The organism is Kitasatospora sp. NPDC004799, assembly GCF_040609095.1.
Lineage (GTDB): Bacteria > Actinomycetota > Actinomycetes > Streptomycetales > Streptomycetaceae > Kitasatospora.
This window is the reverse complement of the sequence record NZ_JBEXJK010000006.1, coordinates 1-24,273: the sequence shown is the minus strand read 5'-3', so window position 1 is coordinate 24,273 and position 24,273 is coordinate 1. Positions and strand designations below refer to the sequence as shown.

The window sequence follows — 24,273 nt, the reverse complement described above, 5'->3', positions numbered from 1 at the left end:
TGTCCCGATTCCGCACCCTAACGAGTGTTATCCATATCTACGGACTCTTCGCCACGGTGTGTCCGCCATCGTCGGAATCACCCCGCCCCGCCGGTCCCGCCCGCTCCCTGCCGGACCGTCACTCCGGCCGCCGGCCGGCCAGCGCCGCCACCCCCGCGCCGACCGCCGCCAGCAGGACGACGGCGGCCAGCAGGCTCGGCCACGGCACCGCCACCCGGCCGGTCCGGGCCGCCGCCACCAGCCCGCGCACCGCCGCGTTGGCCGGCGAGACCGGCACCACCAGCAGCAGCGCGGCCAGGGCCAGCGCCGTCGGGACGCCGTACTGCGGGCGGACCAGCACCGGACGGTTCGCCACCGCCCCCGCCAGCACTCCCAGCAGCGCGCAGACCGCGGAGGCCGCCAGCCCGGCGAGCACCGCCCGGCCGGCCCCCGGGTCCTGCCCCGCCCCCGCGTTCGCCACCGGCCCGCTGGTCCACCAGACCGCCGCCACCTGGCCGACCGCCAGCACCAGCGACACCGTCAGCGCCGCCAGCAGCGCCGCCAGGTGGACCCGGGCCGGGCCCGCCGCCGCCACCAGGCAGGCCCGCGAGGCCGGCGGCTCCGCACCCAGCACGCCGCGCACGTACCAGGCGCTCACCGGCAGCAGCACCCCCGCGCCGAAGCCGAGGCTCCCCAGCATCGGGTCGCCGACCGTCACCCCGACCACCAGCAGCAGCGCGTACGCCAGGAACGGCGGCAGCCAGGCGTGCGAACGCAGCAGCAGCTCCAGGTGGTACCGGGTCAGCGCACCGAGCCGCGCGCTCACCGCTCCCCCTCCTCGCGCCGCCGCACCGCCAGCACCCGGACGGCCGGGCGGCCCAGCAGCAGCCGGCGCAGCAGCGCGTCCGAGTGCGCGGCCGGCACCACCAGCCGCACCGCCGTCCCGTCCAGCGCGGTGGCCTCCGGCGACCCGGGCAGCGCGGCGGGCAGCGGGGAGCCGTCCGGGACGTCCACCTCGACCTCCATCACCGGGCCGCCCGGCACCGGCTCCCGCACCCCGTCCTCGACCGGCCGCACCGCGCCGTCCCCGCCGACCAGGTACGCGGCGCTGGTCAGCCCGGCCAGCCGGGCCGGGTCGTGGTCGACGAACAGCACCGTGCCGCCCGCCGCCGCCCGCTCGGCGGCGGCCTCGTCCAGCACCGCCCGGGCCTGCGGGTCCAGCCCGGTCCAGGCCTCGTCCAGCAGCAGCACCCTCGCCTGCGGCAGCAGCGCCTGGACGACCGCGACCTTCTGGCAGGTGCCCTTGGACAGCCGGCTCAGCGGCGTGCCCGCCCGGTCCGCGACGCCGAACCGGTCCAGCCACTCCCCCGCCCGCCGCCGCGCCCGCTCCGCCGACAGCCCGTGCACCCGGCCCACCCGCAGCAGGTAGGTGACGGCGTCGAAGGGCAGCGCCGGCGGGAAGCGCTCGGGCACGTACGCGGCCGGCCCCGGCCGCACCACCCGCCCCGCGCTCGGCCGCTCGATCCCGGCGGCCAGCCGCAGCAGCGTCGACTTGCCGCTCCCGTTCCGCCCGGTGATCCGCACCAGCTCGCCCGGGCCGGCCGCCAGGTCGACCCCGCGCAGGACCCACCGCTCCCGCCGCCCGTACCGCTTGCCGACCGCCGCCAGCTCCATCGCGCCCCCGCTCCCGTCCGTCCCGCACGGAAGGCTATCCAGGACGTGTAAGGCCGCCGTGAGCGCCCGGACTCCCCATCCGTGCGCCGGAGTTCACGCCGCGGCTGGTTGGGGCACGATCCGGACTCGTTTCGCCAGGGCGAACTGATGCTCCCTAGGATCGGGCGGGTGAATACCGGACGACGACCACAGACCAGGCTCGGCAGCCTGCTGGCGGCCCTGGCGATAACCGGCGCCTCGCTGCTCCTCGGCCTGCCCGCCCACGCCGACGAACCATCAGCCGGAGCCGCCCCCACGACCAAGGAGGCCCCGAGGGTCGACCTCGTCCTGGACGTCAGCGGCTCCATGCGCGAGGCGGACATCCAGGGCAAGAGCCGCATCTCGGTGGCCCAGCAGTCGCTGAACGAGGTGATCGACGCGCTGCCCGCGGAGACCGAGTTCGGCATCCGCACCCTGGGCGCGAACTACCCCGGCAACGACAAGGCCCAGGGCTGCCTGGACACCAAGCAGCTCTACCCGGTCGGAAAGACCGACAAGGTCGAGGCCAAGACCGCCGTCGCCACCCTGCGGCCCACCGGCTTCACCCCGATCGGCCTGGCTCTGCGCGGCGCCGCCCAGGACCTCGGCAAGGGCGAGACCACCCGCCGCGTGGTGCTGATCACCGACGGCGAGGACACCTGCACCCCGCCCGACCCCTGTGACGTCGCCCGCGAACTCGCCTCCCAGGGCATCCACCTGGTGGTCGACACCCTGGGCCTGGCCCACGACGACAAGACCCGCCAGCAGCTGCTCTGCATCGCCAACGCGACCGGCGGCACCTACACCGACGTCCGCACCCAGGAGCAGCTCACCGACAAGGTGAAGCAGCTGGTCGACCGCTCCAACGACACCTACACGGTGGCCCCGGTCAAGACCGCCGGCACCGACAGGTGCGAGAGCGCCCCGGTGCTCGCCCCGGGCGTCTACACCGACCGCGAGAAGTTCTCCGAGCACCGCGTCTACAAGGTCCCGGTCAAGTCCGGCCAGGAGCTGCGCGCCTCGGTCAGCGTCGCCCTCGACCGCCCGGTGGCCCGGGACTACGGGGTGCTGCTCCAGGCCACCAGCGCGACCGGCCAGGAGCTGGTCCGCGGCACCGACGCCGGCAGCGGCCGCACCGACGTGGTCTCCACCGGCCTGCGCTGGTCCACCGACGACTCCAAGGGCTACGTCACCGCGAGCCCCACCGCCACGAAGGGCTCCAAGGAGAAGCCGGAGACCACCGTCTGCCTGGTCGTCAGCAACTCGCTGGCCCCGCAGACCGGCGTGCTGGCCGACCCGGGCCTGCCGCTGGAGCTGACCGTCGACCTGGCCTCCGCGTCCCCCGCTCCGGAGGGCGCCGCGATGGGCCTCGGCCGCGGCTGGATCCTGCTGCTCACCCTCACCCTGGCCGGCCTGGTCTTCGGGCTGCTCCTCGGCTGGATCGCGCGTTGGCGGATCGCCGTCTGGCGGGAGAACTGACCATGCGTACGACGCTTCGCGGCACCCTCGCCGCCCTCGCCCTGCTGCCCGCCCTCGCGCTGAGCGCCCTGGGCGCCCCGGCCGCCTCGGCCGCCTCGCCGTCCCCCTCGGCCAGCGCGAGCGGCACCCCGGCCCCGGCCACCAAGGCCGGCACCTCCTTCCTGACCGCGGTCAACCTCTCCCCCGGCCAGGACGCCAAGGTCGCCGTCTCCACCGGCGACTACCTGTACTGGGCGTTCGGCGCCTCCGAGGGCCAGACCCCGACGGTCGACCTGACCGTCGACCTGGCCCCGGCGGCCGACCGGCACGGCCCGCAGACCTGGTCCGTCGAGGTCTTCGACGGGCTGCGCCGCCGCCAGTCCTGCACCGCCGGCACCCAGAACGCCACCGCCGAGCAGAGCGCCGCCACCCTGGCGCTGAACTGCACCCTGCGCGAGGTCCGCACCTGGGCCGAGCCGTGGTCCGGCGACCCGCTGCCCGGCACCTACTACGTGCGGCTGTCGGTCAACGACGTCCCGCAGCCGGACCTCGGCCTGGCCTCCGCGGTGCGGCTGCACGTCGCCGCCAGGGGCGACGCCGACAACGCCCAGCCGGAGGGCGGCGAGCTGAAGGCCCCGCTGGTCCCGCCGGCCGGCGGCGGCGCGAGCACCGCCAAGGCGGCCGCCCCGGTGGAGCCGGAGGACCACTGGTACACCGGCTGGTTCTCCGGCTGGAACAGCCGCTGGTACTGGACGATCGGCGGCGGCTTCCTGGCCGCGCTGGCCGGCGTCGTCGGCTACAAGCTGACCCGGCACCCGCGCGGCCACCGGCCCGGCCGCTACGGCGCCGTCCCTCCCCAGGGCTCCCCGCAGAACGGCAGCTACGCCGGCTCGAACCGCCCCTGAGGCACCCCGGAGGGCCGGCCCGGACACCGTTCCGGGCCGGCCCTCCGGCGTCCCCGCCGAAGGCCGCTCAGCCGCGGAACAGGTTGTGCCCCACGTCGGACGGGACCTCGTCCTGGACCGGCTCGCTGTCCGGCCCCGGCACGTGCTCGCCCGGGACCGGCTGGTCGCCCTCCCGGTGCAGCAGCACGACCCCGTCCTCGGCCCACAGCTGCCGGTAGCCGTGCGCCAGCAGCAGCTGGATCCGCTCGGCCTGCTCCTTGTCCGTCTTGAACGGGAAGGACCGCTTGTCGCCCCGGGTGAGCACGTACTCGCGCCCGCGCGGCGTGCCGTCCACCAGCACCACGTCCGCCCGGGCGGTCAGCCGCGGCGCGATCTGGTTGTCCGCCTCGACGGACGCCCCGTCCGGGATCAGCGCGGCCGCCCGCACCAGTGCCGCCTCGCTCGGCTTGGGCGCCCAGGAGGACGGTACGGCCAGCGGCAGCAGCCCGATCGGCAGCGCGGCCACCAGCGCGATGCCGGCCGCGCCCAGGCCCAGCCGGCGGGCCCGCCACAGGCTCCGCTCCGGGCGCCCGGCGGCGCTCAGCCGGCCCAGCACCTCGATCGCGGCGGTGAGCAGGACCGGCCACAGCAGCGAGTCGTAGTGCCGGGCGATCGACCAGTGGTTGGGGTTGCTGGAGAGGATCCGCTCGGCCAGCAGCGGCAGCGCGCACAGCACGGTGGCCGAGCGCAGCGGCAGCAGCAGCGTGGTGCCGAACAGCCAGAGCAGCAGCAGCGGCTTGAGCGGCTGGTCGAAGGCGGCCTGCACCAGCAGGAACGGGTCGTGCAGCAGGCTGCGCAGCGCGTCGCCGCCGTCCGTGCCGAGCGAGCCGTAGTTCCAGTAGTAGCCCGGCTGCCCGCCCATCGCCGGGATCAGCCAGGTGATGGCCGCCACCGAGGCGACCGGCCCGCCCAGCAGCAGTCCCAGGCCGGTGAAACGGCCCGCCCGGTCGCCGGTGCGGCGGGTGCGCAGCAGCAGCACCAGGCCGTACGCCGCGACCATCAGGCCGAGGTCCTCCTTGGTGCAGCACAGCAGCACGGCCGCCGGCACCACCGTGCCGTACCGGCGGGCCAGGCCGCGCTCCAGCATCAGCAGGGTCAGCGGCACCGCGAAGGCGACCTCGTGGAAGCCCACCCGGGCGGCGACCAGCAGCGGCCAGCCGAGCGCGTACACCAGGCCGGCCAGGTCGGCGGCCCGGCGGGCGGTGCGCGGCTCGGCGCCGGCGAAGGCGTGCCCGGCGATCCGCCGGATCAGCGGCACCCCGGCCGCGAACAGCAACGACTGCCCGATGATCAGCGAGCGCGGGTCGTCCCAGATCCAGTACAGCGGCGCGAGCAGCGCCAGTACCGGCGAGAAGTGGTCGCCCAGCAGCGAGAAGCCGGGCGGGAACTCGTGGTGGTAGCTCTTCAGCGTCGAGACGGGCAGCCCGAAGTGGGCGTAGCCGCGCACGCCCTGGTCGAAGATGCCGAGGTCGAAGCCGCCGAGCGACACCGACGTCCAGCCCTGCAGGCCGATGGCGCAGGTCACCGCGAAGCAGAGGGCGGTGAGCAGCGCGGTGTGCCGGGCCGGGCCGAGCAGGACGGCCGCGGCCAGCCGACGGGCGGCGGGCCCGGCGGCGGCCGGCGGCGGGGGTGCGGTCTGGGTGGTCACGTCAGGTCTGGTCCGTCCGGTCTGGGTCGGTGGGTCCGGCCGTCAGGCCCGGTTCGTCAGCTCGGGGTCGCGGTCCAGCCGGGCGGCCAGCAGGGCCCGGGCACCGCCGCCGGTGGTCTCCACGGCCTGCCGCCGGGCGCGCAGGACCCGCACGCCGAGGACGACCAGGACGGCGATCGCGATCGGCGGGTAGATCGCGCCGGGCAGCTGCCAGTACCAGGCGACCCCGCGGCCCCACCGGTGCGGCACCAGCCACATGACGTGGGAGAGGAACACCACCAGGGTCAGGCCGAACAGCACCCGCCGGGCCGTGGTCCTGGCCTCCACCGCCAGCAGGGCGAGCAGCGGGACGCACCAGACCCAGTGGTGGGTCCAGCTGATCGGCGAGACCAGCAGCGCGGTGAGGGCGGCGCAGACCGCGCCCCAGGCGTCGGCCCGGCGCAGCACCCGCGTCGAGCGCCCGGCCAGCACGGCCGTCCCGAGCCCGAGCGCCCCGACCAGCGCCGAGGCGACGAGGCCGACCAGGCCCGGGTCGTTGACGTCGAGCAGCCGGCAGACGGCGCCGCGCAGCGACTGGTTGTCCACCAGGACGGTCACCCCGACCCGGCTCGGGTCCCAGAGGTAGGTGGTCCAGAACCCGTACGAGGCGTCCGGCAGCACCGCCCAGCCGATCAGGCCCGCCGCCAGGAAGGTACCGGCCGAGACCAGGGCGGCCCGGACCCGGCCGGTCAGGAACAGGTACACGGCGAACAGGCCGGGGGTGATCTTGATGGCGGTGGCCAGGCCGATGCCCACGCCCTTGAGCCGGTGGCGGTCCGGGCGGGTCAGGTCCCACAGGACCAGGCAGAGGATGCCGAGGTTGACCTGGCCGTACTGGAAGGTCGTGAAGACCGGCTCCAGCCAGACGCCGAGGCCGGTCGCCAGGACCACCACGGCGGCGCGGTGCTGCCGGGGCCAGCCGGCCAGCTTGAGCGACAGGTGCACGGCGGCGGCGAGCAGCGCGTAGTTGAGGAGCATCACCAGGACGCGCAGGGTGCTCACGTCGAACCAGGTGCTCGGCACGAAGAGCATCGCCGCGAACGGCGGGTAGGTGGCCGGCAGGTCCCAGCCGGGCAGCCGCATCGCGTACAGGTCCTCGCCGTTGACGACGGCCTGGCCCTCGGCCCGGTAGACCAGCATGTCGACCATGGTGGCCCCGTGGGCGTGCCGGAACCAGGCGAACACCGCCAGTGACACCGCCGCCGCGCAAGCGGCCGGGAGGGTCCAGGAATTCGGCCTTCCGGTTTCCGCTGCGCCGCCGGATTCCTCCGGGCCCGACCGCCGCACCCACCGTTTCAGACCGAACTCGCGCACCGCGATGGCACCCCGTCGAGATAGACCAGATCGTTCCCTCGTCAGCGTCTGGGCCCACCCACCATAACCGACCCCCCTGAGCCCCAAACCGCGTCAGAATCGGGCCCGGAGGGGTGATGTGATCTCCCCCACAACCGACCCGGAGCCACCCCGCGCCCCACCCGCCGCCGGCCCCCGACCCCAAAACGCGAAATCCCGCCGGGAGTTGCCTCCCGGCGGGATTTCGTCGACCGGCCTGAGCCGGTCCGTTGGGTGGAGCTGAGGGGATTCGAACCCCTGACCCCCTCGATGCGAACGAGGTGCGCTACCGGACTGCGCCACAGCCCCAACGAGAAGAAACTCTAGCACCTTTCGGAGGTGGTCCGTGACCACCCCCCGGATCACGGTGCCGGCCGGGGTGACCAGGGGCTCGCCCCGAGACGGACGCCGCCCCGTCCGCGGGTGCGGGCGGGGCGGCGTCGGGGCGCGGAGGCGGCGAGGGGTGCGGGCGGGGCCACCGTCACTCGTTGGCCGCGCGCGGGCGCGTCTCGGGCGCCTGCGGATCGGCGTACTGGTCGAAGAGCGGGGTCTTGCGGGACTCCGCGGGGCGGCCGGCGGTCCAGGTGCCGGGGGCCGACAGGTCGAGGCCGCGGGACACCCGGGGGGCGACCGGGGCGGTCACGTAGGTCGGCAGCGGGACGGGCACCGGCTCCCAGGAGTCCGGGCCGGCCGCACCGCGCTCGCGCATGCCGTCGACCCACTCCTCGTGCTCGGTCGCCTCGGCCACCGCCGAGGCGGAGGGCACCGAGACGGTGGCCTGCTCCGGGTCGGCTGCCAACCGCAGGTGCGGACGCCGTACGGCCCGCTCCCCGGCGGGCTCGGCCGGGGCCCGCTCCGCGGCGGCGGGGGCCTCCGCCGGGGCCGCACCGGGCTCCGCGGCCGCGGTCCGCTGCTGCTCGCACTTGCGCAGCCGCTCGGCCGCCTGGGCGGCCCGGACCCGGTCGAGCTTCACCTCGTACCGCTGGCGCTCCAGCTTGCGCAGATGGCCGATGTACAGGGTGAGGAGGACCGCCGGGACCGCCGGGACCCAGAGGAACGCCAGTCCGGCCACCGCGGCGACCACCGCGCCGAGCGCGAAGGAGAGGAACAGGACGGAGACCATCCGGCGCCGCCGGGCCAGCAGCTGCGCCCGGCGCTCGGTACCGGCCCTCGACTCGGGGGCCGGCCGCTCGGCGGCCGGGGGCTCGGCAGCGGCCGGGGGCTCGGCAGCGGCCGGGGGCTCGGCCGGGCGCTGTGCCGGGGGTTCGGGCTCCCGCGCGGGGTCGCCGGAGGCGGCCCCGTCCCGTTCGGGAGGACCGTCGTCGCTCTGCTCGCCGTCACGCGGTTCGTCGCCCAGGGCCCGGGCCGCCCGCCGCTCCAGCGCCGAACGCCCGGCCAGCAGGCGGATGGCGGTGCTGAAGCGCTCCGTCGGGCGCGCCTCGTTGAGTTCGTCCTGCCTGCGGAGCCACATCGGCACCAGATAGGCGGCCCAGGCCCCTACGATGACGGCGTAGATAAGGCCGCTACTGCTCACGATTCACACCGTACGGGCGCCGGGGAAGGCCTGGCAGCAATTTGGCACGGCGTGTCGTGTGATCAAGCTGATTCTCCGACTATTTTGCCGCTATTTGTGGGGGTCCGGTGCCCCTCCGATGCCATATCGATATTTGTTTCGAACAAGTATTCAATTAATCGGCCGGTGCCCGGAACTGAGCGCCCGCCAGCGCTCCAGCATCCCCTCCGGGACCTCCTCGTCGGTCAGCGCGTAGACGAGGTGGTCGCGCCAGTCGCCGTCGATGTGGAGATAGCGCGGGCGGATTCCCTCCGAGCGGAAGCCGAGCTTTTCCACCACGCGCCGGCTCGGGCCGTTCTCCGGGCGGATGCAGACCTCGATCCGGTGCAGTCCGAGCGTGCGGAAGCAGTGGTTCACCGACAGCGCCACGGCGGTCGGGATGATGCCCCGGCCGGCCACCGCCTCGTCCACCCAGTAGCCGATGTTCGCCGAGCACATCGATCCCCAGGTGATCCCGCCGACGGTCAACTGGCCGACCAACCGGCCCTTGTAGAGCACGACGAAGGGCAGCATCCGGCCGGCCGAGGCCTCGCCGCGCAGGAACCGGACCATCTGCCGGTACGTCGGCCGGGGCCCGGCCACCCGGCCGGCCGGGCCGGGCGGCACGGTGGCCTCCCAGCGGCGCAGCCAGTCCCGGTTGCGGCGGCTCACCTCCTGCCACTCGCGCTGGTCGCGGGCCCGGATCGGGCGCAGCACGACCTCCCCCTCGTGGAGTTCTACCGGCCAGCCGGCGTTCAGTGCCCTCTCCTGGATGCTGGAGCCCCGGGGGCCGGGGCGTCGGTCCGGGGGTGGTCCCCGCCGCCGAGCTGGTCGACGGCGTGGGCGAGCAGCGGCTCCAGGACGGCCAGGCCGTCCTTGACGCCGCCGGTCGACCCCGGCAGGTTGACGATCAGGGTACGTCCGGCGAGCCCGGCGAGCCCGCGGGAGAGCGCCGAGGTGGGCACCTTCTCCCGGCCGTACGCGCGGATGGCCTCGGCGATGCCGGGGACCTGGCGGTCGATCACCCGGGCGGTCATCTCGGGGGTGAGGTCCATCGGCGAGATGCCGGTGCCGCCGGTGGTCAGCACCACGTCGTAGCCGGCCGCGACGGCCTCGCGCAGCACGGCCTCCACCGGCTCGCCGTCCGGGACGACCCGGGGGCCGTCGGCGGCGAAGCCCATCGCGGTCAGGCCGGCCACCAGCAGCGGGCCGCCCCGGTCCTCGTAGACCCCGGCCGAGGCCCGGTTGGAGACGGTGACGGCCAGCGCCCGCCCCGCGGACCCGGTCACGCGTCCACCCCCGGGGCGAACCAGTCGCCGCTCTTGCCGCCGGTCTTGCTCAGCACCCGGACCGACTCGATCGTGGCACCCTTGTCCACCGCCTTGACCATGTCGACGACGGTCAGCCCGGCCACCGCGACGGCGGTCAGCGCCTCCATCTCGACGCCGGTGCGGTCGGCGGTCCTCACGGTGGCGGTGATCTCGACCGCGTCGTCCGCGACGGCCAGGTCGACCTTGACGCCGGAGACGGCGATCGGGTGGCAGAGCGGGATCAGGTCCGGGGTCCGCTTGGCGCCCATGATCCCGGCGATCCGGGCCACCGCGAGGGCGTCGCCCTTGGGCACGCCCTCGCCGCGCAGCAGCTCGACCACCCGCGGGGAGACCCGCACCCGGCCGGCCGCGACGGCGGTGCGCGCGGTGGTGGCCTTCTCGGAGACGTCGACCATCCGGGCCGCGCCCTGGTCGTCGACGTGGGTGAGGCGGTCGCCGGGGGGAGGTGTCGTCACGGGTAACTCCAGGGGCGCGCAGGTCGAATACCGCGCTACCGTACCGCCCGGCGACCCGCCCGCTCGCCTCCGGGCGCTCGCGGCCCGGTGCCCGGGGCGGGGCGGCCGCTCAGGAGTCCAGCAGCACCACGTCCACCGCGCTGCCGGCGGGCAGTTCGACGGTGTCCTCGGGGACGGTGATCAGACAGTTCGCCCGGGCCAGCGCGGCCACCAGGTGCGACCCGGCGCCGCCCACCGGCTCGACCGTGTTGTCGGCCCAGGAGTAGCGGCCGCGCAGGAACTGCCGGCGCCCGGCCGGGGAGCGCAGCGCCACCGGGCAGAGCGCGCGGACGACCGGGCGGTGCACGTCGGCGGCGCCGAGCATGGTGCGGATGACCGGGCGGACGAACAGCTCGAAGGAGATGTACGCGCTCACCGGGTTGCCGGGCAGCGCGAGCAGCGGCACCCCGGCCGCGCCGCCGATCCGGCCGAAGCCCTGCGGCTTGCCGGGCTGCATCCGCAGCTTGCGGAAGTCGACGCCGCCGTAGGACTCGAAGACCTCCTTGACCACGTCGTACGCGCCCACGCTGACCCCGCCGCTGGTGACGATCAGGTCGGCCCGGCCGAGCTGGTCCTCCAGGACGGCGCGCAGCCGGTCGGCGTCGTCCGGGACGGCGCCGACCCGGTAGGCGATGGCGCCGGCGTCCTGGGCGGCCGCGGTGAGGGCGAAGCTGTTGGAGTCGGCGATCTGCCCGGGGCCGACCGGCTCGCCGGGCTGGACCAGCTCGCTGCCGGTGGACAGCACCACGACCCGGGGCCGCGGGCGGACCTTCACCGCGGGGCGGCCGATCGCGGCGAGCAGGCCGAGCTGGGCGGGGCCGAGCCGGGTGCCGGCCTCCAGCACCCGGTCGCCGGCCGCGACGTCGCTGCCGCGGCGGCGGATGTGCGCGCCCTCGGCGACCGGGCGCAGGACCCGGACCTCCTCGTCCGGGACCGGCGCGGTCATCGCGGCGGCGGCCACCCCGGTGCCGGTGCCGCCGTCGGTCCACTCGACCGGGGCGACGGCCCGGGCGCCGGGCGGCAGCGGGGCGCCAGTCATGATCCGGGCGGCCTGGCCGGGGCCGACCCTGGGCAGCTCGCCGGCGCCGGCGGCGATGTCGCCGACCACCGCGAGCACCGACGGGTAGGTGTCGGTGGCGCCCTCGGTGTCGGCGGTGCGGACCGCGTAGCCGTCCATCGAGCTGTTGTCGAAGGGCGGCAGGTCGCCGTCGGCGACCACGTCCTCGTCGAGCCGGCAGCCCTGGGCGTCGAGCAGTTGGAGCTCGATCGCGGGCAGCGGGCCGACCGCGGCCAGCACGTCGGCGAGGTGCTCGTCCACCGTCCAGAGGCGGGGGGCCGCCGGGGCCGGGTCCGCTCCGGCGTCGCAGCAGGCGCTGGGCGTGGTGCTGTGCTCGGTGGACCCGGTCATCGGCGACTCGCTCTCTGTCGTGGTCGGCCCTGCGTCAGGCCTGCATCTCGGAGCCGACGAACTCCCGCAGCCAGGAACGGAACTCCGGGCCCAGGTCCTCGCGCTCGGCGGCCAGACGGACGATAGCGCGCAGGTAGTCGGCGCGGTCGCCGGTGTCGTAGCGGCGGCCCTTGAAGAGCACGCCGTGCACCTGGCCGCCGTCCGCGGCCTCACGGTTGGTCAGCTCGCGCAGGGCGTCGGTGAGCTGGATCTCGCCGCCGCGGCCGGGCGGGGTCTCCCGCAGCACGTCGAAGACCAGCGGGTCCAGGACGTAGCGGCCGATCACGGCGTAGTTCGACGGGGCCTCGCCGGGCTCGGGCTTCTCGACCAGGTCGGTCACCTGGAAGACGTCCTCGCCGAAGCCGTTCGCCTTGACGGCGGCGCAGCCGTAGAGGTGGATCTGCGCGGGGTCGACCTCCATCAGCGCGACGACCGAGCCGCCGAGCTGCTGCTGCACCTCGATCATCCGGGCGAGCAGCGGGTCGCGCGGGTCGATCAGGTCGTCGCCGAGCAGGACGGCGAACGGCTGGCCGGCCACGTGCTGCTCGGCGACCGAGACGGCGTGGCCGAGGCCCTTCGGGTCGCCCTGGCGGACGTAGTGCATGTTGGCCAGCTCGACGGACTCGCGGACCCGGGCCAGGCGCTGCTCGTCGCCCTTGCGGACCAGCAGCTCCTCCAGCTCGTAGGCGCGGTCGAAGTGGTCCTCCAGGGCGCGCTTGTTGCGGCCGGTGACCATCAGTATGTCGGACAGGCCTGCGGCGGAGGCCTCCTCGACGACGTACTGGATCGCCGGCTTGTCGACGACCGGGAGCATCTCCTTCGGGGTGGCCTTGGTCGCCGGGAGGAAGCGGGTGCCCAGTCCGGCCGCGGGTACCACGGCCTTGGTTACCGGAACTCGGGAGTTGGTCGTCGTCATGCGTTTACCTTACTCAGGCACGTTTTCGCCCGGCAGAGCACAGGCGGACGGCTAGGACAGCACGTCGCGGGGCCCGGCCACGGTGGCTGGCGTATGGGTCGCGACCGGCTGGGCGAGGGGGTCCCTGCCGACACAGGCCGACAGACTACCGGTCTTTCCCGAACCGTCACGCTCGGCGTCCGTTCCGTGATCGGGCGTGCCCGTGGCCGGTTCCGGACGGTCGGTGCGGGAGCGATCGGTCTGCCCGGCCGGCTGCGCGGAGAGCCGCCAGCAGTCGCCGCCGACCGCCCGGGCCGCGACGAGCGCCGCGTCGGCGGCGCGCAGCAGGACGGCCGCGTGGGTGCCGTCCTCGGGCAGCACGGCGATCCCGGCGGCGGCGGTCAGGCCGTTGCCGGCGGCGGGGCGGGCCTCGCGCGGGCCGGAGGACCAGTCCAGCAGCAGGTGCCGGCGGACCGACCAGACCAGCCGCTCGGCGACCTGCGCGGCGCCCTCGGCACCGGTGTCCGGCAGCACCACCAGGAACTCCTCGCCGCCGTACCGGCCGAGGGTGTCGGCCCGGCGGATCTCCATCGCGAGCCGCTGGGCGAGGTCGCGCAGCACCGCGCCCGCCCGGGCCCGGCCGTGCTCGGCGACGACCGCGTCGAAGCCGCTGATGGCCAGCATCAGCACGGCGAGCGGGCGCGGCCCGTCGGCCTGTTCGGTGTGCTCGGCGCGGCGGGCCCGTTCGATCTCCCGGTCCAGGGTGAGCTGGAGGTGGCGGTAGTTCCACACGCCGGTGAGCGGGTCGCAGGAGGCGGTGCGCTCCAGTTCGGCACAGCGCTCCTCCAGTTCGGCGATCCGGCCGCGCAGCCGCTGCGCCCCGGCGGCGGCCCCGGTCCGCTCCCGTCGTCCGCGCAGTCCGAGGACGGCGGCACCGGCCAGTGCGGGGACGCTCAGTGCGGCCAGGGCCTGGACCAGCAGCGGGGTGGTCAATGGGGGGCGCCCCTTCGCGTGTCAGGCTCTGCGCGTCGACGGTGCGCAGGCCAGGAGGATCGGATGAACGAGGATCGGTTGCCCAACGAGAAGAAGCGCCTGAGGACACGGCTGCTGACCGAACGGCGCGAACTGGCCATCGAGGAGCGGGCGGCGGCGGCCGACGCGCTGGCCGGGCACGCCGGGGAGCTGGCCGCCGCGGGCGCCACGGTGGCCGCGTACGTCTCGGTGGGTGCCGAGCCCGGGACGCGGCCGCTGCTGGACGCGCTGCGGGCGCGCGGGGTGCGGGTGCTGCTGCCGGTGCTGCTGGCCGACAACGACCTGGACTGGGCCGAGTACCGGGGGCCGGACGCGCTGACCCCGGCCGGGCGGGGGCTGCTGGAGCCGGCCGGCCCGCGGCTCGGCCCTGAAGCGGTGACGGGGGCCGACCTGGTGCTGCTGCCGGGGCTGGCGGTGGACCGCTCCGGGCTGAGGCTGGGCCGGGGCGGCGGCAGCTACGACCGGGTGCTGGCCCGGCTGGCGCGGGCGGGCGTGCGGCCGGTGCTGGCGGTGCTGCTGTACGAGCACGAGCTGCTGGAGCGGGTGCCGGCCGAGTCGCACGACCGGCCGGTGGACCTGGCGGTCCTGCCCTCGGGGGTGCGCAGGCTCGGCTGAGCCGGGCGGGAACGGTGGGGAACGCGCGGCGGCCCCGCTCCCTCGGGGGAACGGGGCCGCCGGTGGCCGGGCCGTACGGGCGTCAGCCGGTGGTGAGCACCAGCTTGTGCTTGGTGGCCTTCTCGACCGCGTCCGGCGAGTAGGCCCAGGGCAGCAGCTTGCCCTTGAGCCAGAGGTCGGTCTGGTCGTTGTAGTTGTCGTGGAAGGCGTGGCCGGAGGCGCCGCCGACGTTGACCCAGCGCGAGGAGTCGAGGTCGTTCAGGTCGACCACCATGCGCATCGACGGGATCCAGTCCACCCGGTAGCCGGCCGCCGCGTTCCAGCCGGCCGCGTCGACCGCCGCCGAGCCGCCGGAGAGCCGGTACGGGCCGCGGTTGAGCAGCTTGTGCACCACGCCGGAGGCGATCGAGGAGTCGTCGGTGCCGAGGGTCTGCTCGCGCAGCTCCAGCTTGTGCAGGCGGCCCCAGCTCCAGGTGGAGACGTCCTTGCTGAGCAGCGAGGTCAGCTCCTGGCGGGCGTTCTTCATCGCCTCCTGGAGCAGGTTGTCCAGGCCCTTCTGCTCCTTGTGCTGGTCGTCGATGTACGTCCACCACGAGCTGTCGGGCTTCTCCAGCTGCTGGCGCACCACCTCGGTCCAGCGGTCGCCGCCGTCCGGCTGGGCCTTGCCCGGCTCGCGGGTGCCGCACTCGGTGACGATCTTGGTGGAGCTGTCCGGCTTGGTGGGGTCGTCCTGCTGGCGGACCAGCAGGCAGTTGTCCTTGGCCCGCAGGTCGGCCGGGAACTTCTGCCCGAAGGCCAGGATCAGCAGCTGGCGCCAGACGCCGTTGTAGTAGGCGGCGGCGGCCGAGTCGGCGTCCTGGTGGAAGTTCCAGTCCTTCAGCAGGTCCTGGGCCTCGCGCACGTACGGGTCGCTGATCGGCTGCTTGAGCAGCAGCGGGACCAGCGTCTTGGCCATCACGCTGGTGTTGTCCAGCTGGAGGGTCTGCATGTCGTCCGGCGAGATCTTGCCGTTGTTCTTGAGCAGGCCCTCGATCTGGTCGGTGATCTCCTTGGCGCGGGTGCCGTACTCCCAGTCCTTGGTCAGGTTGTACTTGTAGCTCGGGTCCACCACGGCCTGGTTGGCGGTGACGATGTAGCCGGCCGAGGGGTTGAGGCTCCAGGGCAGCGCGGTGAAGGGGACCGGGTCCGCCTTCCACTGGTACGCGGAGTCCCAGCCCGGCGAGGGGACGGTGCCCTCGCCCTTGCCGCGGACCGGGATGGCGCCCGGGGCCTGGTAGCCGATGTTCTTGGCGTCGGCGTAGACCAGGTTCTGCGCGGGGACGGTGAAGTCCTTGGCGGCGGCCCGGAACTCGTCCCAGTTCCTGGCCTTGTCCAGCTCGAAGACGGCGTCCATGGTCTTGCCGGGGCTGAGCGCCGTCCACTGCAGGGCGACGCCGTAGCCGCCGGTGCCGCGGTCGGGGGCGGACTGGCCGTTGGGGGCGTACTTGCCGACGTTCTGCTGCTCGCTGCTCTGGTCGGAGATCAGCGGGGCGCCGGTCTGGGTGGTGCGGACGGTGATGGTGCGGTCCTCCCCGCCGGCGACCTTGATGGTCTCCTTGCGGAGCTCGAACTTCACGTCCTTGCCGTCCACCTGGTACGTGTCCGGGCCGGTGACCTTCTCCAGGAAGAGGTCGGTGACGTCGGCGCCGAGGTTGGTGAAGCCCCAGGCGATGTCCTTGTTGTGGCCGATGACCACGCCGGGCATGCCCGCGAAGGTGAAGCCGGAGACGTCGAACTGGCAGGCCGGGGAGTTGGTCCGGCAGTGCAGGCCCATCTGGTACCAGACCGAGGGCAGGCCGGGGCCGAGGTGCGGGTCGTTGGCCAGCAGCGGCTTGCCGGTGGTGGTGTGCGAGCCGGCGACCACCCAGGAGTTGGAACCGATGCCCTGGCCGGGGCGGCCGAGCAGCTGCGGCATCGAGTCGATCCGGTCGGTCAGGCCCTGCAGCATCGCCTTCGTGGTGGCCGCGCCCTGCGCGGTGGCGGTGCCGGGGGCCGCGCCGGACTGCGGGGAGCCGTCGGCGGGGCGGTAGTTGTCGCCCGCCACGGTGCCGGTCTTCACGATGGTGCCGTTGCGGGCGTACGGGTAGTCCGGGTACAGCTCGGCGATCTTGTCCGGGCCGAAGTCCTGGGCCAGCAGCGAGCGGTCGATCTCCTCCTGGAGGTTCCCGGAGAGGTTCCAGGCCATCGCCTTGAGCCAGGCCACCGAGTCGACCGGGGACCACTGCTCGGGCTGGTAGCCGCTGTTGACGGCGCCGAGCAGGCCGTACTCCAGCGAGGCCTTCGCGCCGCCGGGGTGCTCGGCGAGCCAGGCGTTCACGCCGTCCGAGTAGGCCTGGAGGTACTTCTTGGTCTCCGGCGACAGCTTGGTGTCGAACTCCTTCTGCGCCACCTGCCGCCAGCCCATGGTGCGGATGAAGGCGTCGGTGTCGACCTGGCCGTCGCCGAACATCTCGGAGAGCCGGCCCGCGGTGATGTGCCGGCGGACGTCCATCTCCCAGAAACGGTCCTGCGCCTGGACGTAGCCCTGGGCGCGGAACAGGTCCTCGCTGGTGTCGGCGTACAGCTGCGGGATGCCGTTGGCGTCCCGCTTGACGTCGACGGGCGCGCTCAGGCCCGCCACCTTGACACTGCCGTCGACCTCCGGGAAGGAGGCGCGGACCGCGGAGACCCCGCGGTAGCCGCCGTAGCCGGTACCGGCCACCAGCAGCACGACCAGCACGATCACGATCAGACGGGCGCGCCGGAACTTCTTCGAGCGGGGCATCTGGGTCCTTGCGGTCCTGACTTCGGGGCGGGCGGGCGTGTCCAGGGCCTGCGGCCGTGACAGGGCACCACATTAGGCCGAGTCGGCCGGGCACCGTGAACGGGGGACCAAGCTAAAGATATGGCAAAATGTTAGACTGCGTAACGATCCGCAAGAGGAGCATTGACGACTTCTTAACGGGTCGCCCCACAGCACCACCAGACACCCCGTCCGCCCCTGCCTGCCCGAGGTGCCCCTGCGTGAACGTCTCCCACCTGAACCAGCTCCTGCTCGAGTCCTCCGTGATCCTGCTGTTCGCGGTGGGCGCCGTACGGCTCTCCACCCGATCAGGGCTGCCCAGCCTGCTGATCTACCTGGGGATCGGCGTGGCGCTGGGCCAGAACGGGATCGGCATCACGTTCAACAACGCCGAGCTCACCCAGGTGCTCGGGTACGCGGCGCTCGTGGTGATCCTCGCCGAGGGCGGCCTCAAGACCAGCTGGCGGGAGATCAAGCCGGCGATGCCGGCCGCGACCGTGCTCGCCACCGTCGGCGTCGGCGTCAGCGTGTTCGCCACCGCGGCCGGCGCGCACTGGCTGGTCGGCCTCGACTGGCGGACCTCGCTGCTGCTGGGCGCCATCGTCTCCTCGACCGACGCGGCCGCCGTCTTCTCGGTGCTGCGGATGGTCCCGCTGCCGCACCGGCTCACCGGCCTGCTGGAGGCCGAGTCCGGCTTCAACGACGCGCCCGTGGTCATCCTGGTCGTCGCCTTCGCCACCACCGGGGAACTGGACTCCTGGTACGTCCTGATCGGCACGATCGTCGCCGAGCTGGCGATCGGCGCCGCGGTGGGCCTGGCGGTCGGGAAGATAGGCGCCTACGGGCTCAAGCACGTCGCACTGCCCTCCTCGGGCCTCTACCCGATCGCCGTGATGGCGCTCACCGTGCTCGCGTACGCCGGCGGCGCGCTGCTGCACGGCTCCGGCTTCCTCGCCGTCTACATCAGCGCGGTGATCCTCGGGAACTCCAAGCTGCCGCACGGCCCGGCCGTCCGGGGCTTCGCCGACGGGCTGGCCTGGATCGGGCAGATCGGCATGTTCGTGCTGCTCGGGCTGCTCGTCACGCCCGAGACCATGGGCGACGCGGTGGTGCCCGCGCTGGTGGTCGGCGGGGTGCTGGTGTTCCTGGCCCGGCCGCTGTCCGTGCTGGTCTCGCTGACCCCCTTCAAGGTCCCCGCCCGCGAGCAGGCGCTGCTGAGCTGGGCCGGGCTGCGCGGGGCGGTGCCCATCGTGCTGGCCACCATCCCGGTGGTGACGGGCGCGCACCGGGCCGAGGACGTCTTCAACATCGTCTTCATCCTGGTCGTCGTCTTCACCCTGCTCCAGGGGCCGACCCTGCCGTGGGTGGCCAGGCGGCTGCGGATCGACGAGGGCGACCTGGGCCAGGACCTGGGCATCGAGTCCGCCCCGCTGGAGAAGCTGCACGGGCACCTGCTGTCCGTCGCACTCTCGCCCTCCTCGAAGATGTCGGGGGTGGAGATCAGCGAGCTGCGGCTGCCCAAGGGGGCGGCGGTCACCCTGGTGGTGCGCGAGGGGAACTCCTTCGTGCCGGACAAGGCGACGGTGCTGCGCGGCGGGGACGAGCTGCTGGTCGTGACCACCGACGAGGTGGGCGAGGCGGCGGAGCGGCGGCTGCGGGCCGTGGACAAGGGCGGCAAGCTCGCGGGGTGGCTGAACGGGCGGTGAGGGCGGGGCCGGGGGCCTGGCGAGTTCCGGGCGGGGCCGGCGGGTTCGGCGGGCCCGTGGTGGGGCCGGTGGGTCCAGAGGGGCCGGCGGGCTTGTCGGGCCTGGAGGGCTGGCGTCGTCTACGCGCGTAACTGTATGCTGGTTCGACCACGTCGAATGACCACCGCTAGACCACCCCCAGCATCTGCCTGACGCAGAGTTGGCGCGACCGCTCGGCGGCCGCGGTCCGGCCCCCGGCCACCACGCCGGACCGACCCGGTATCTACCCCGGTCGACGCGCGAGAGGACGACTCTCGGCGCCGTCGGGGCTCCACCATGCCCTGCCGCGCTACCAGGCAGCAGGAAGGACCGACCGTGACGGCGCGCCGAACGGTCGACACCGCCGCGGACCACGCGGCCACCCCCGCAGCCCCGGCCCCCGCCCGCGTCGGGTACGGCGAGCTGCTGCGCACGCCCGGGGCCTGGACGTTCCTGTCCCCCGCCCTCGTCGCGCGGCTGCCGTACGCGATGCTCAGCATGGGCATCCTGCTGCTCGTCACCCAGACCCACGGCTCGTACGGCACCGCCGGTACGGTCACCGCGGTCGCCGCCGTCGCCCAGGCCCTGGTCGGGCCGCAGACCGGGCGGCTCGCCGACCGCTACGGCCAGGCCTCGGTGCTCGTCCCGACCGTCCTGGTGCACGCGGCCTCGGTCGGCGTGCTGATCGCGCTCGCGCTCGGCCACGCGCCCGCCTGGAGCCTGTTCCTGGCCGCCGTCCCGGCCGGGGCGAGCGTGCCGCAGGTCGGCGCGATGGTCCGGGCCCGCTGGGTGGCCAGGTTCACCGCGGACGGCGCCTCCGACGCCTCCGCGGCCCGGGTGAGCACCGCCTTCGCCTTCGAGTCCGTGACGGACGAGTTCACCTTCGTGATCGGCCCGATCCTGGCCTCCGGCATCGCCGCCCTCGCCAACCCGGCCACCGCCCTGGTCGCCGAGGCCGCGCTGACCCTAGTCGGCGGTCTGGCCTTCGCCGCCCAGCGCGGCACCGCCCCGGCCCGGATCGTGCCGCAGCCCGGCACCAAGCGGGTCTCGGCGCTCGCCTCCCCCGGTGTCCGGCTGCTGGCCGGGACCTTCCTCGGGGTCGGCGCGGTGTTCGGCGGCATGCAGGTCTCGGTGAACGCCTTCGCCGACTCGGTCGGGCAGCACGACGCCGGCGGCACCGTGTACGGGATCTTCGCCGGCGGCTCGATGCTGGCCGGTGTGCTGTACGGCGTCATCGCCTGGCGGCGGCCGGTGCAGCAGCGGATGCTGATCAGCTACGCGCTGCTGGTGCTGGGCTGCTCGGTGCTGTGGGCGATGCCCAACCTGGTCGCGCTGACCGTCGCCGGGCTGGTCTGCGGGCTGGCCATCGCGCCGACCCTGATCAGCGGCTACACGCTGGTCGAGACGCTGGTCGCGGACGGGGCCAAGACGGAGGCCTTCACCTGGCTGACCGGCGCCATCGGGCTGGGGCTGGCCGTCGGGTCGATGGCGGCGGGCCGGCTGATCGACGGGCACGGGCCGTCGGCCGGGTTCCTGGTGCCGGTCGCCGGGGCCGGGCTGGGGCTGGTCGCGCTGTTCTCGCTGCGGCACCTGCTGGTGGCGCCGAAGGGCGGGGTGGACACCGGTGCGCGGACCGCGGAGGGCGGGCGGCCGATGCAGCTGGCGGGTGTCGCCGAGGGCTGAGCGGGCGGCGGCCGAGGGGTCGGCGGGCTTGGCCGAAGGCCGGGCGGGCGGCGGCCGAAGGGTCGGCGGGCGGTGACCGAAGGCCGGGCGGGCGGTGGCCGGCGGGCGCTCCGGGGCCGATCTCACACCGGGGGTCGCTGGACTGTTCCAGCGGAATACCGCATCATTGACCATCGTTAGCACTCATCAGGCGAGAGTGCCAGGAGGAAGACAAGTGCCCACGTACCAGTACCAGTGCACCGAGTGCGGCAACGGCCTGGAGGCGGTGCAGAAGTTCACCGACGAGGCGCTGACCACGTGCCCCGACTGCCAGGGACGGCTCCGCAAGGTCTTCTCGGCCGTGGGCGTCGTGTTCAAGGGCTCCGGCTTCTACCGGACCGACAGCCGCTCCTCCTCCAGCAGCTCGGTGGGCGCCGGGTCGTCGTCGAGCACCTCGACGTCGTCGGCCGCGCCCGCGTCCTCCTCGACCTCGTCGAGCTCCGGCTCCTCGGCCTCGGCCAGCCCGGCTCCGGCCGCGAGCTGACCTCGGCGCCGGGCACCGGCCGGGCGGCTCACAGCTCACAGCTCAGGAAGGCCCGTCGGCCCCGCTTCACGCGGGGGCGGCGGGCCTTTCCGCGCTCCCGCCGCACGCTCCGCTCCCGGGCGTTTCAACACCTCGGGCGGGTCGAATTGCCCCGGACGAGTGAACGAAGCCGTCCATCGGGGCGGGTTGTCCACAGGCCTGGGGAAAGGGCTTTCCGAGTTCGCCGGAACCGCTCATCGTGTGGGCATCCGGTCCGCGAGGGGCCGGACCGCCGACACTCCGGAGGTGCGTCGATGACGACCGCGAGCTTCTCCCTTCCCCTGCCGCTCCCGCTGCCCGCGCCCGCCGTACCGCCCCGGCAGGAGCTGCCGAGCTTCCCGCCGATCCGGCGCGGCTGCGGCGGGTGGCACCGCTGGCGCAGCGCGGTGCGGCGGCGGGCCGGGGTGCCCGTCCTGGTGCTGCTCGCGGTGGCGGCGGCGCTGGCGCTGGGGCCCGCGCGGGCCGGGCTGCCGCCGCCCCAGGAGGGCGCGCTGGGCCGTACGGGTTGTCAATCCGGGATCGCGGAAGATCACCCGTGACCAGGGGGCGACTTCGTCGTTCGAGGCGGCATGAAAGGCTTCAAGGAATTCCTGCTGCGCGGAAATGTCGTCGAACTCGCCGTGGCCGTGGTCATCGGCGCGGCCTTCACCAACATCGTCAACGCCTTCGTCAAGGGCGTGATCAATCCGATCGTCGGCGTGTTCGGGACCAAGGACCTCGCGTCCTACAGTTCCTGCCTCAAGGGGCCCTGCGAGGTGAGCGCGACCGGTGAGGTCACGTCCGGGATCCTCATCCTGTGGGGCGGGGTGCTCAGCGCCGCGCTCCAGTTCCTGATCACCGCGGCGGTCGTCTACTTCGCTCTGATCGTGCCCATGAACAGGCTGGCGGCCCGCCGCAAGACCGACGCCGAGAAGGCGGCGGAACTCGAAGCCAAGGAGGTCAAGCTGCTGACCGAGATCCGCGACGCGCTGGTCGCGCCGACGCGCTGACCGGCAGGCGCCGCACGCCCCCGGTCCGCGTTCCTCAGCCCCCCGTTCCCCCGTCCCCGCTCCTCAGTCCCCGTGGTGCGGCGGGCGCTGGCTCAGGTACCAGTCCAGCCCCCGCCCACCGCTCTCCCCCGCCCCGGGGCGGCCGCCCCAGCCCGCGTCGGTGTCGTCGCTGGACTGCTGGTCCAACGGGTCCCGGAAGACCAGTCGGGCCTTGGCCGCCGCGGCCTTACCGGGCTCCCGCACCGCCTCGTCCTGCTCCGGCTGCCGGTCCTTGTCCTGTCCCTGCTCGCTCACGCTGTCCACTCCGTCGGTTCCGTCCCTCCCCTCCAGCCTAAGAGCCCGTGGCACGCCTCGGGCCCCGGTGCGGAGCGCTCCGCGCCAGGGCCCGGGTGAGGGCTCGGCCCACTGGGGCCGGCTGGTCCGTCAGGCGGCTTCGAAGCCCGCGTGGTCGGCGATCTTCTTCAGCTCGGCCAGCGCGTGCTTCTCGATCTGGCGGATCCGCTCGCGGGTGAGGCCGTGCTGCTTGCCCACCTCGGTGAGGGTGCGCTCGCGGCCGTCCTCCATCCCGTAGCGGGAGCGGATGATCGAGGCGGTGCGGTCGTCCAACCGCCCGATCAGGTCGTCCAGTTCCTCGCGGCGGAGCATGACCATCACGGCGTCCTCGGGGGACGTGGCCCCGGTGTCCTCGACGAGGTCACCGAACTGGGTCTCGCCCTCGTCGTCGACCGACATGTTGAGGCTGACCGGGTCCCGGGCCCAGTCCAGCACGTCCTTGATCCGGGCCTCGGTGGTGTCCAGCTCGGCCGCGATCTCGGCCGGCTCCGCCTCGCGGCCCAGCTCCTTGGACTTCTCCCGCTGCACCCGCCGGATCCGCCCCAGCTCCTCCACCAGGTGCACGGGCAGCCGGATGGTGCGGGACTGGTCGGCGATGGACCGGGTGATCGCCTGCCGGATCCACCACGTCGCGTACGTGGAGAACTTGAAGCCCTTGGCGTAGTCGAACTTCTCGACGGCGCGCACCAGGCCCGCGTTGCCCTCCTGGATGAGGTCGAGCAGCGGCAGGCCGCTGCGCGGGTAGCGACGGGCGACGGCGACCACGAGCCGGAGGTTGGAGCGGATGAAGACGTCCTTGGCGCGCTCGGCGTCGGCGGCTATCGCCTCCAGCTCCTCGCGCGTGGCGCCGTCGGGGAGTCCGCCCTCCTCCAGCAGGTGCTGGGCGTACACGCCGGCCTCGATCCGCAGCGAGAGCTCGACCTCCTCGGCGGCATCGAGCAGGGGTGTCCTGGCGATCTCGTCGAGGTACATGCCGACCAGGTCGCGGTCGGCCTCGAGGTTGGTCGGGCGGGCCGCGCGACTCCGGTCGGCCCTGTCGCGAACGACGGCACGGGTGGCCATGCTTGCTCCCTTTGCTGGTGTTGCCGAGGTCTGCCTGCCTGCCTCGTGAGGGCAAGAAGTGCGGGCCCCTGGGGGCTCACACGTAACGATCCAACGAACAGATTCCGGACAACATTCCCAAGTCGCTCAGATTCTTCCCGGCGATGCAGTATCCTGCCGGTTTTCACCCCGGTTCTGGACGCTGGGTGACCGATCGGACACTTCCCGTGCCATCGGGTGACCGTCGCGGGAGCGTTTCCTTCACCCGGCCCACACCCGGCCGTCGCCTACCCGTTGAACCCGCGGAGGGCCGCCGACGTTCCCCGCGCGCACCGCTTCCCGCCCGCCCTCACACTCCGACGCACGCAGGTCCTCCCCACAAACGATGCCGAATCGCTATCACTCCGGCTCTTGCTCGGCGCGGGACACTGGGAAGGTGTCAGCCATGCACCTGACCAACAGCACGACCCGCCTCACTGCGCGTAACCGCAGTCTCCTTCGGGACGCCGCGCTCGCGCTGGGCTGTGCCGCGCTGTTCGGCCTCCTGGCGGCCCTGGTCACCGGCCAGTGGCGCCCGCTGACCCGCTTCGACCAGGAGTGGATCGGCGAACTGCACATCTACGCCCGGGAGCACCGGATCTGGACCGCCGCGGTGCAGACGC

Annotated in this window: 22 protein-coding genes, 1 tRNA gene and 1 pseudogene; 9 read left to right on the top strand and 15 right to left on the bottom strand. The window is 74.0% G+C overall.

Annotated features, from left to right (window positions below; genetic code table 11):
• Positions 1-118: 118 nt before the first annotated feature.
• Positions 119-805 carry an ABC transporter gene (locus ABZW03_RS01710; RefSeq protein WP_355250524.1) on the bottom strand — a complete coding sequence of 229 codons (687 nt, stop codon included), beginning with the start codon at positions 803-805 and terminating at the stop codon, positions 119-121.
• Positions 802-1,653: an ATP-binding cassette domain-containing protein gene (locus tag ABZW03_RS01705; RefSeq protein ID WP_355250521.1), complete on the bottom strand. Its 852-nt coding sequence runs from the start codon at positions 1,651-1,653 to the stop codon at positions 802-804. Before ABZW03_RS01705 ends, ABZW03_RS01710 begins: the two co-directional genes overlap by 4 nt.
• 168 nt (positions 1,654-1,821) lie before the next feature.
• Between ABZW03_RS01705 and ABZW03_RS01700 the strand changes: the two genes are divergently transcribed.
• Complete coding sequence (locus tag ABZW03_RS01700; protein WP_355250518.1) at positions 1,822-3,150, top strand: VWA domain-containing protein; 1,329 nt, start codon at positions 1,822-1,824, stop codon at positions 3,148-3,150.
• 2 nt (positions 3,151-3,152) lie between these two features.
• Positions 3,153-4,034: a peptidase gene (locus ABZW03_RS01695; RefSeq protein WP_355250515.1), complete on the top strand. Its 882-nt coding sequence runs from the start codon at positions 3,153-3,155 to the stop codon at positions 4,032-4,034.
• A 67-nt stretch (positions 4,035-4,101) separates the two neighbouring features.
• On the opposite strand, the gene ABZW03_RS01690 is transcribed toward ABZW03_RS01695, so the two are convergent.
• The 10 genes from ABZW03_RS01690 to ABZW03_RS01645 all read right to left on the bottom strand — a co-directional run bounded on the left by ABZW03_RS01690 (position 4,102) and on the right by ABZW03_RS01645 (position 13,804).
• Positions 4,102-5,721, bottom strand: a complete 1,620-nt coding sequence (locus ABZW03_RS01690; protein ID WP_355250512.1) for a DUF2079 domain-containing protein — start codon at positions 5,719-5,721, stop codon at positions 4,102-4,104.
• Between the two features lie 42 nt (positions 5,722-5,763).
• Positions 5,764-6,957, bottom strand: a complete 1,194-nt coding sequence (locus ABZW03_RS01685) for a glycosyltransferase 87 family protein (protein ID WP_355250509.1) — start codon at positions 6,955-6,957, stop codon at positions 5,764-5,766.
• Positions 6,958-7,327: 370 nt separating this feature from the next.
• A tRNA-Ala gene (locus ABZW03_RS01680) sits at positions 7,328-7,401 on the bottom strand.
• A 172-nt stretch (positions 7,402-7,573) separates the two neighbouring features.
• Positions 7,574-8,626 carry a gephyrin-like molybdotransferase receptor GlpR gene (glpR, locus tag ABZW03_RS01675; protein ID WP_355250507.1) on the bottom strand — a complete coding sequence of 351 codons (1,053 nt, stop codon included), beginning with the start codon at positions 8,624-8,626 and terminating at the stop codon, positions 7,574-7,576.
• Between the two features lie 150 nt (positions 8,627-8,776).
• Positions 8,777-9,403 (bottom strand): GNAT family protein, encoded by a 627-nt coding sequence (locus ABZW03_RS01670; protein ID WP_355250602.1) that lies wholly within the window; start codon positions 9,401-9,403, stop codon positions 8,777-8,779.
• Positions 9,400-9,933 (bottom strand): MogA/MoaB family molybdenum cofactor biosynthesis protein, encoded by a 534-nt coding sequence (locus ABZW03_RS01665; RefSeq protein WP_355250503.1) that lies wholly within the window; start codon positions 9,931-9,933, stop codon positions 9,400-9,402. The genes ABZW03_RS01670 and ABZW03_RS01665 overlap by 4 nt, the downstream gene beginning before the upstream one ends.
• Positions 9,930-10,370 (bottom strand): cyclic pyranopterin monophosphate synthase MoaC, encoded by a 441-nt coding sequence (gene moaC / locus ABZW03_RS01660; RefSeq protein WP_355250599.1) that lies wholly within the window; start codon positions 10,368-10,370, stop codon positions 9,930-9,932. Before moaC ends, ABZW03_RS01665 begins: the two co-directional genes overlap by 4 nt.
• Positions 10,371-10,539: 169 nt before the next feature.
• The gene (glp, locus tag ABZW03_RS01655) at positions 10,540-11,877 is read right to left on the bottom strand and encodes a gephyrin-like molybdotransferase Glp (RefSeq protein ID WP_355250500.1); all 1,338 of its coding nucleotides are present in this window, start codon (positions 11,875-11,877) and stop codon (positions 10,540-10,542) included.
• A gap of 34 nt (positions 11,878-11,911) precedes the next feature.
• On the bottom strand, positions 11,912-12,832 hold the full coding sequence (gene galU, locus ABZW03_RS01650; protein WP_355250497.1) for a UTP--glucose-1-phosphate uridylyltransferase GalU: 921 nt from the start codon (positions 12,830-12,832) through the stop codon (positions 11,912-11,914).
• Positions 12,833-12,883: 51 nt separating this feature from the next.
• Complete coding sequence (locus ABZW03_RS01645) at positions 12,884-13,804, bottom strand: GGDEF domain-containing protein (protein ID WP_355250494.1); 921 nt, start codon at positions 13,802-13,804, stop codon at positions 12,884-12,886.
• A 63-nt stretch (positions 13,805-13,867) separates the two neighbouring features.
• On the opposite strand from ABZW03_RS01645, the gene ABZW03_RS01640 reads away from it, so the two are divergent.
• A complete protein-coding gene (locus tag ABZW03_RS01640; RefSeq protein ID WP_355250492.1) occupies positions 13,868-14,458 on the top strand; it encodes a 5-formyltetrahydrofolate cyclo-ligase in 591 nt (196 codons plus the stop codon).
• 82 nt (positions 14,459-14,540) lie between these two features.
• Here ABZW03_RS01640 and ABZW03_RS01635 read toward each other — a convergent pair whose 3' ends face one another.
• Positions 14,541-17,261 (bottom strand): penicillin acylase family protein, encoded by a 2,721-nt coding sequence (locus ABZW03_RS01635; RefSeq protein ID WP_355250489.1) that lies wholly within the window; start codon positions 17,259-17,261, stop codon positions 14,541-14,543.
• Positions 17,262-17,500: 239 nt separating this feature from the next.
• Between ABZW03_RS01635 and ABZW03_RS01630 the strand changes: the two genes are divergently transcribed.
• From ABZW03_RS01630 to mscL, 5 genes are all read left to right on the top strand, one after another.
• Entirely contained in the window at positions 17,501-18,985 is a 1,485-nt protein-coding gene (locus ABZW03_RS01630; RefSeq protein ID WP_355250486.1) for a potassium/proton antiporter, read from the top strand.
• Positions 18,986-19,339: 354 nt separating this feature from the next.
• Positions 19,340-20,686, top strand: coding sequence for an MFS transporter (locus ABZW03_RS01625; RefSeq protein ID WP_355250483.1), 1,347 nt, complete (start codon positions 19,340-19,342; stop codon positions 20,684-20,686).
• 214 nt (positions 20,687-20,900) lie between these two features.
• Entirely contained in the window at positions 20,901-21,209 is a 309-nt protein-coding gene (locus ABZW03_RS01620) for an FmdB family zinc ribbon protein (protein ID WP_355250480.1), read from the top strand.
• Positions 21,210-21,502: 293 nt separating this feature from the next.
• Positions 21,503-21,787 carry a hypothetical protein gene (locus ABZW03_RS01615; RefSeq protein WP_355250477.1) on the top strand — a complete coding sequence of 95 codons (285 nt, stop codon included), beginning with the start codon at positions 21,503-21,505 and terminating at the stop codon, positions 21,785-21,787.
• Positions 21,788-21,817: 30 nt separating this feature from the next.
• Positions 21,818-22,237: a large conductance mechanosensitive channel protein MscL gene (mscL, locus tag ABZW03_RS01610; protein ID WP_355250474.1), complete on the top strand. Its 420-nt coding sequence runs from the start codon at positions 21,818-21,820 to the stop codon at positions 22,235-22,237.
• Between the two features lie 63 nt (positions 22,238-22,300).
• Here the strand turns inward: mscL and ABZW03_RS01605 are convergent, their stop codons facing one another.
• Together ABZW03_RS01605 and ABZW03_RS01600 are read right to left on the bottom strand one after the other, a co-directional pair.
• Positions 22,301-22,480 (bottom strand): hypothetical protein, encoded by a 180-nt coding sequence (locus ABZW03_RS01605; RefSeq protein WP_355250596.1) that lies wholly within the window; start codon positions 22,478-22,480, stop codon positions 22,301-22,303.
• A 180-nt stretch (positions 22,481-22,660) separates the two neighbouring features.
• On the bottom strand, positions 22,661-23,632 hold the full coding sequence (locus ABZW03_RS01600; protein ID WP_355250471.1) for a sigma-70 family RNA polymerase sigma factor: 972 nt from the start codon (positions 23,630-23,632) through the stop codon (positions 22,661-22,663).
• A gap of 424 nt (positions 23,633-24,056) precedes the next feature.
• Here ABZW03_RS01600 and ABZW03_RS01595 point away from each other — a divergent pair.
• Positions 24,057-24,273 (top strand): annotated as a pseudogene (locus ABZW03_RS01595) (hypothetical protein); the annotation flags it as partial.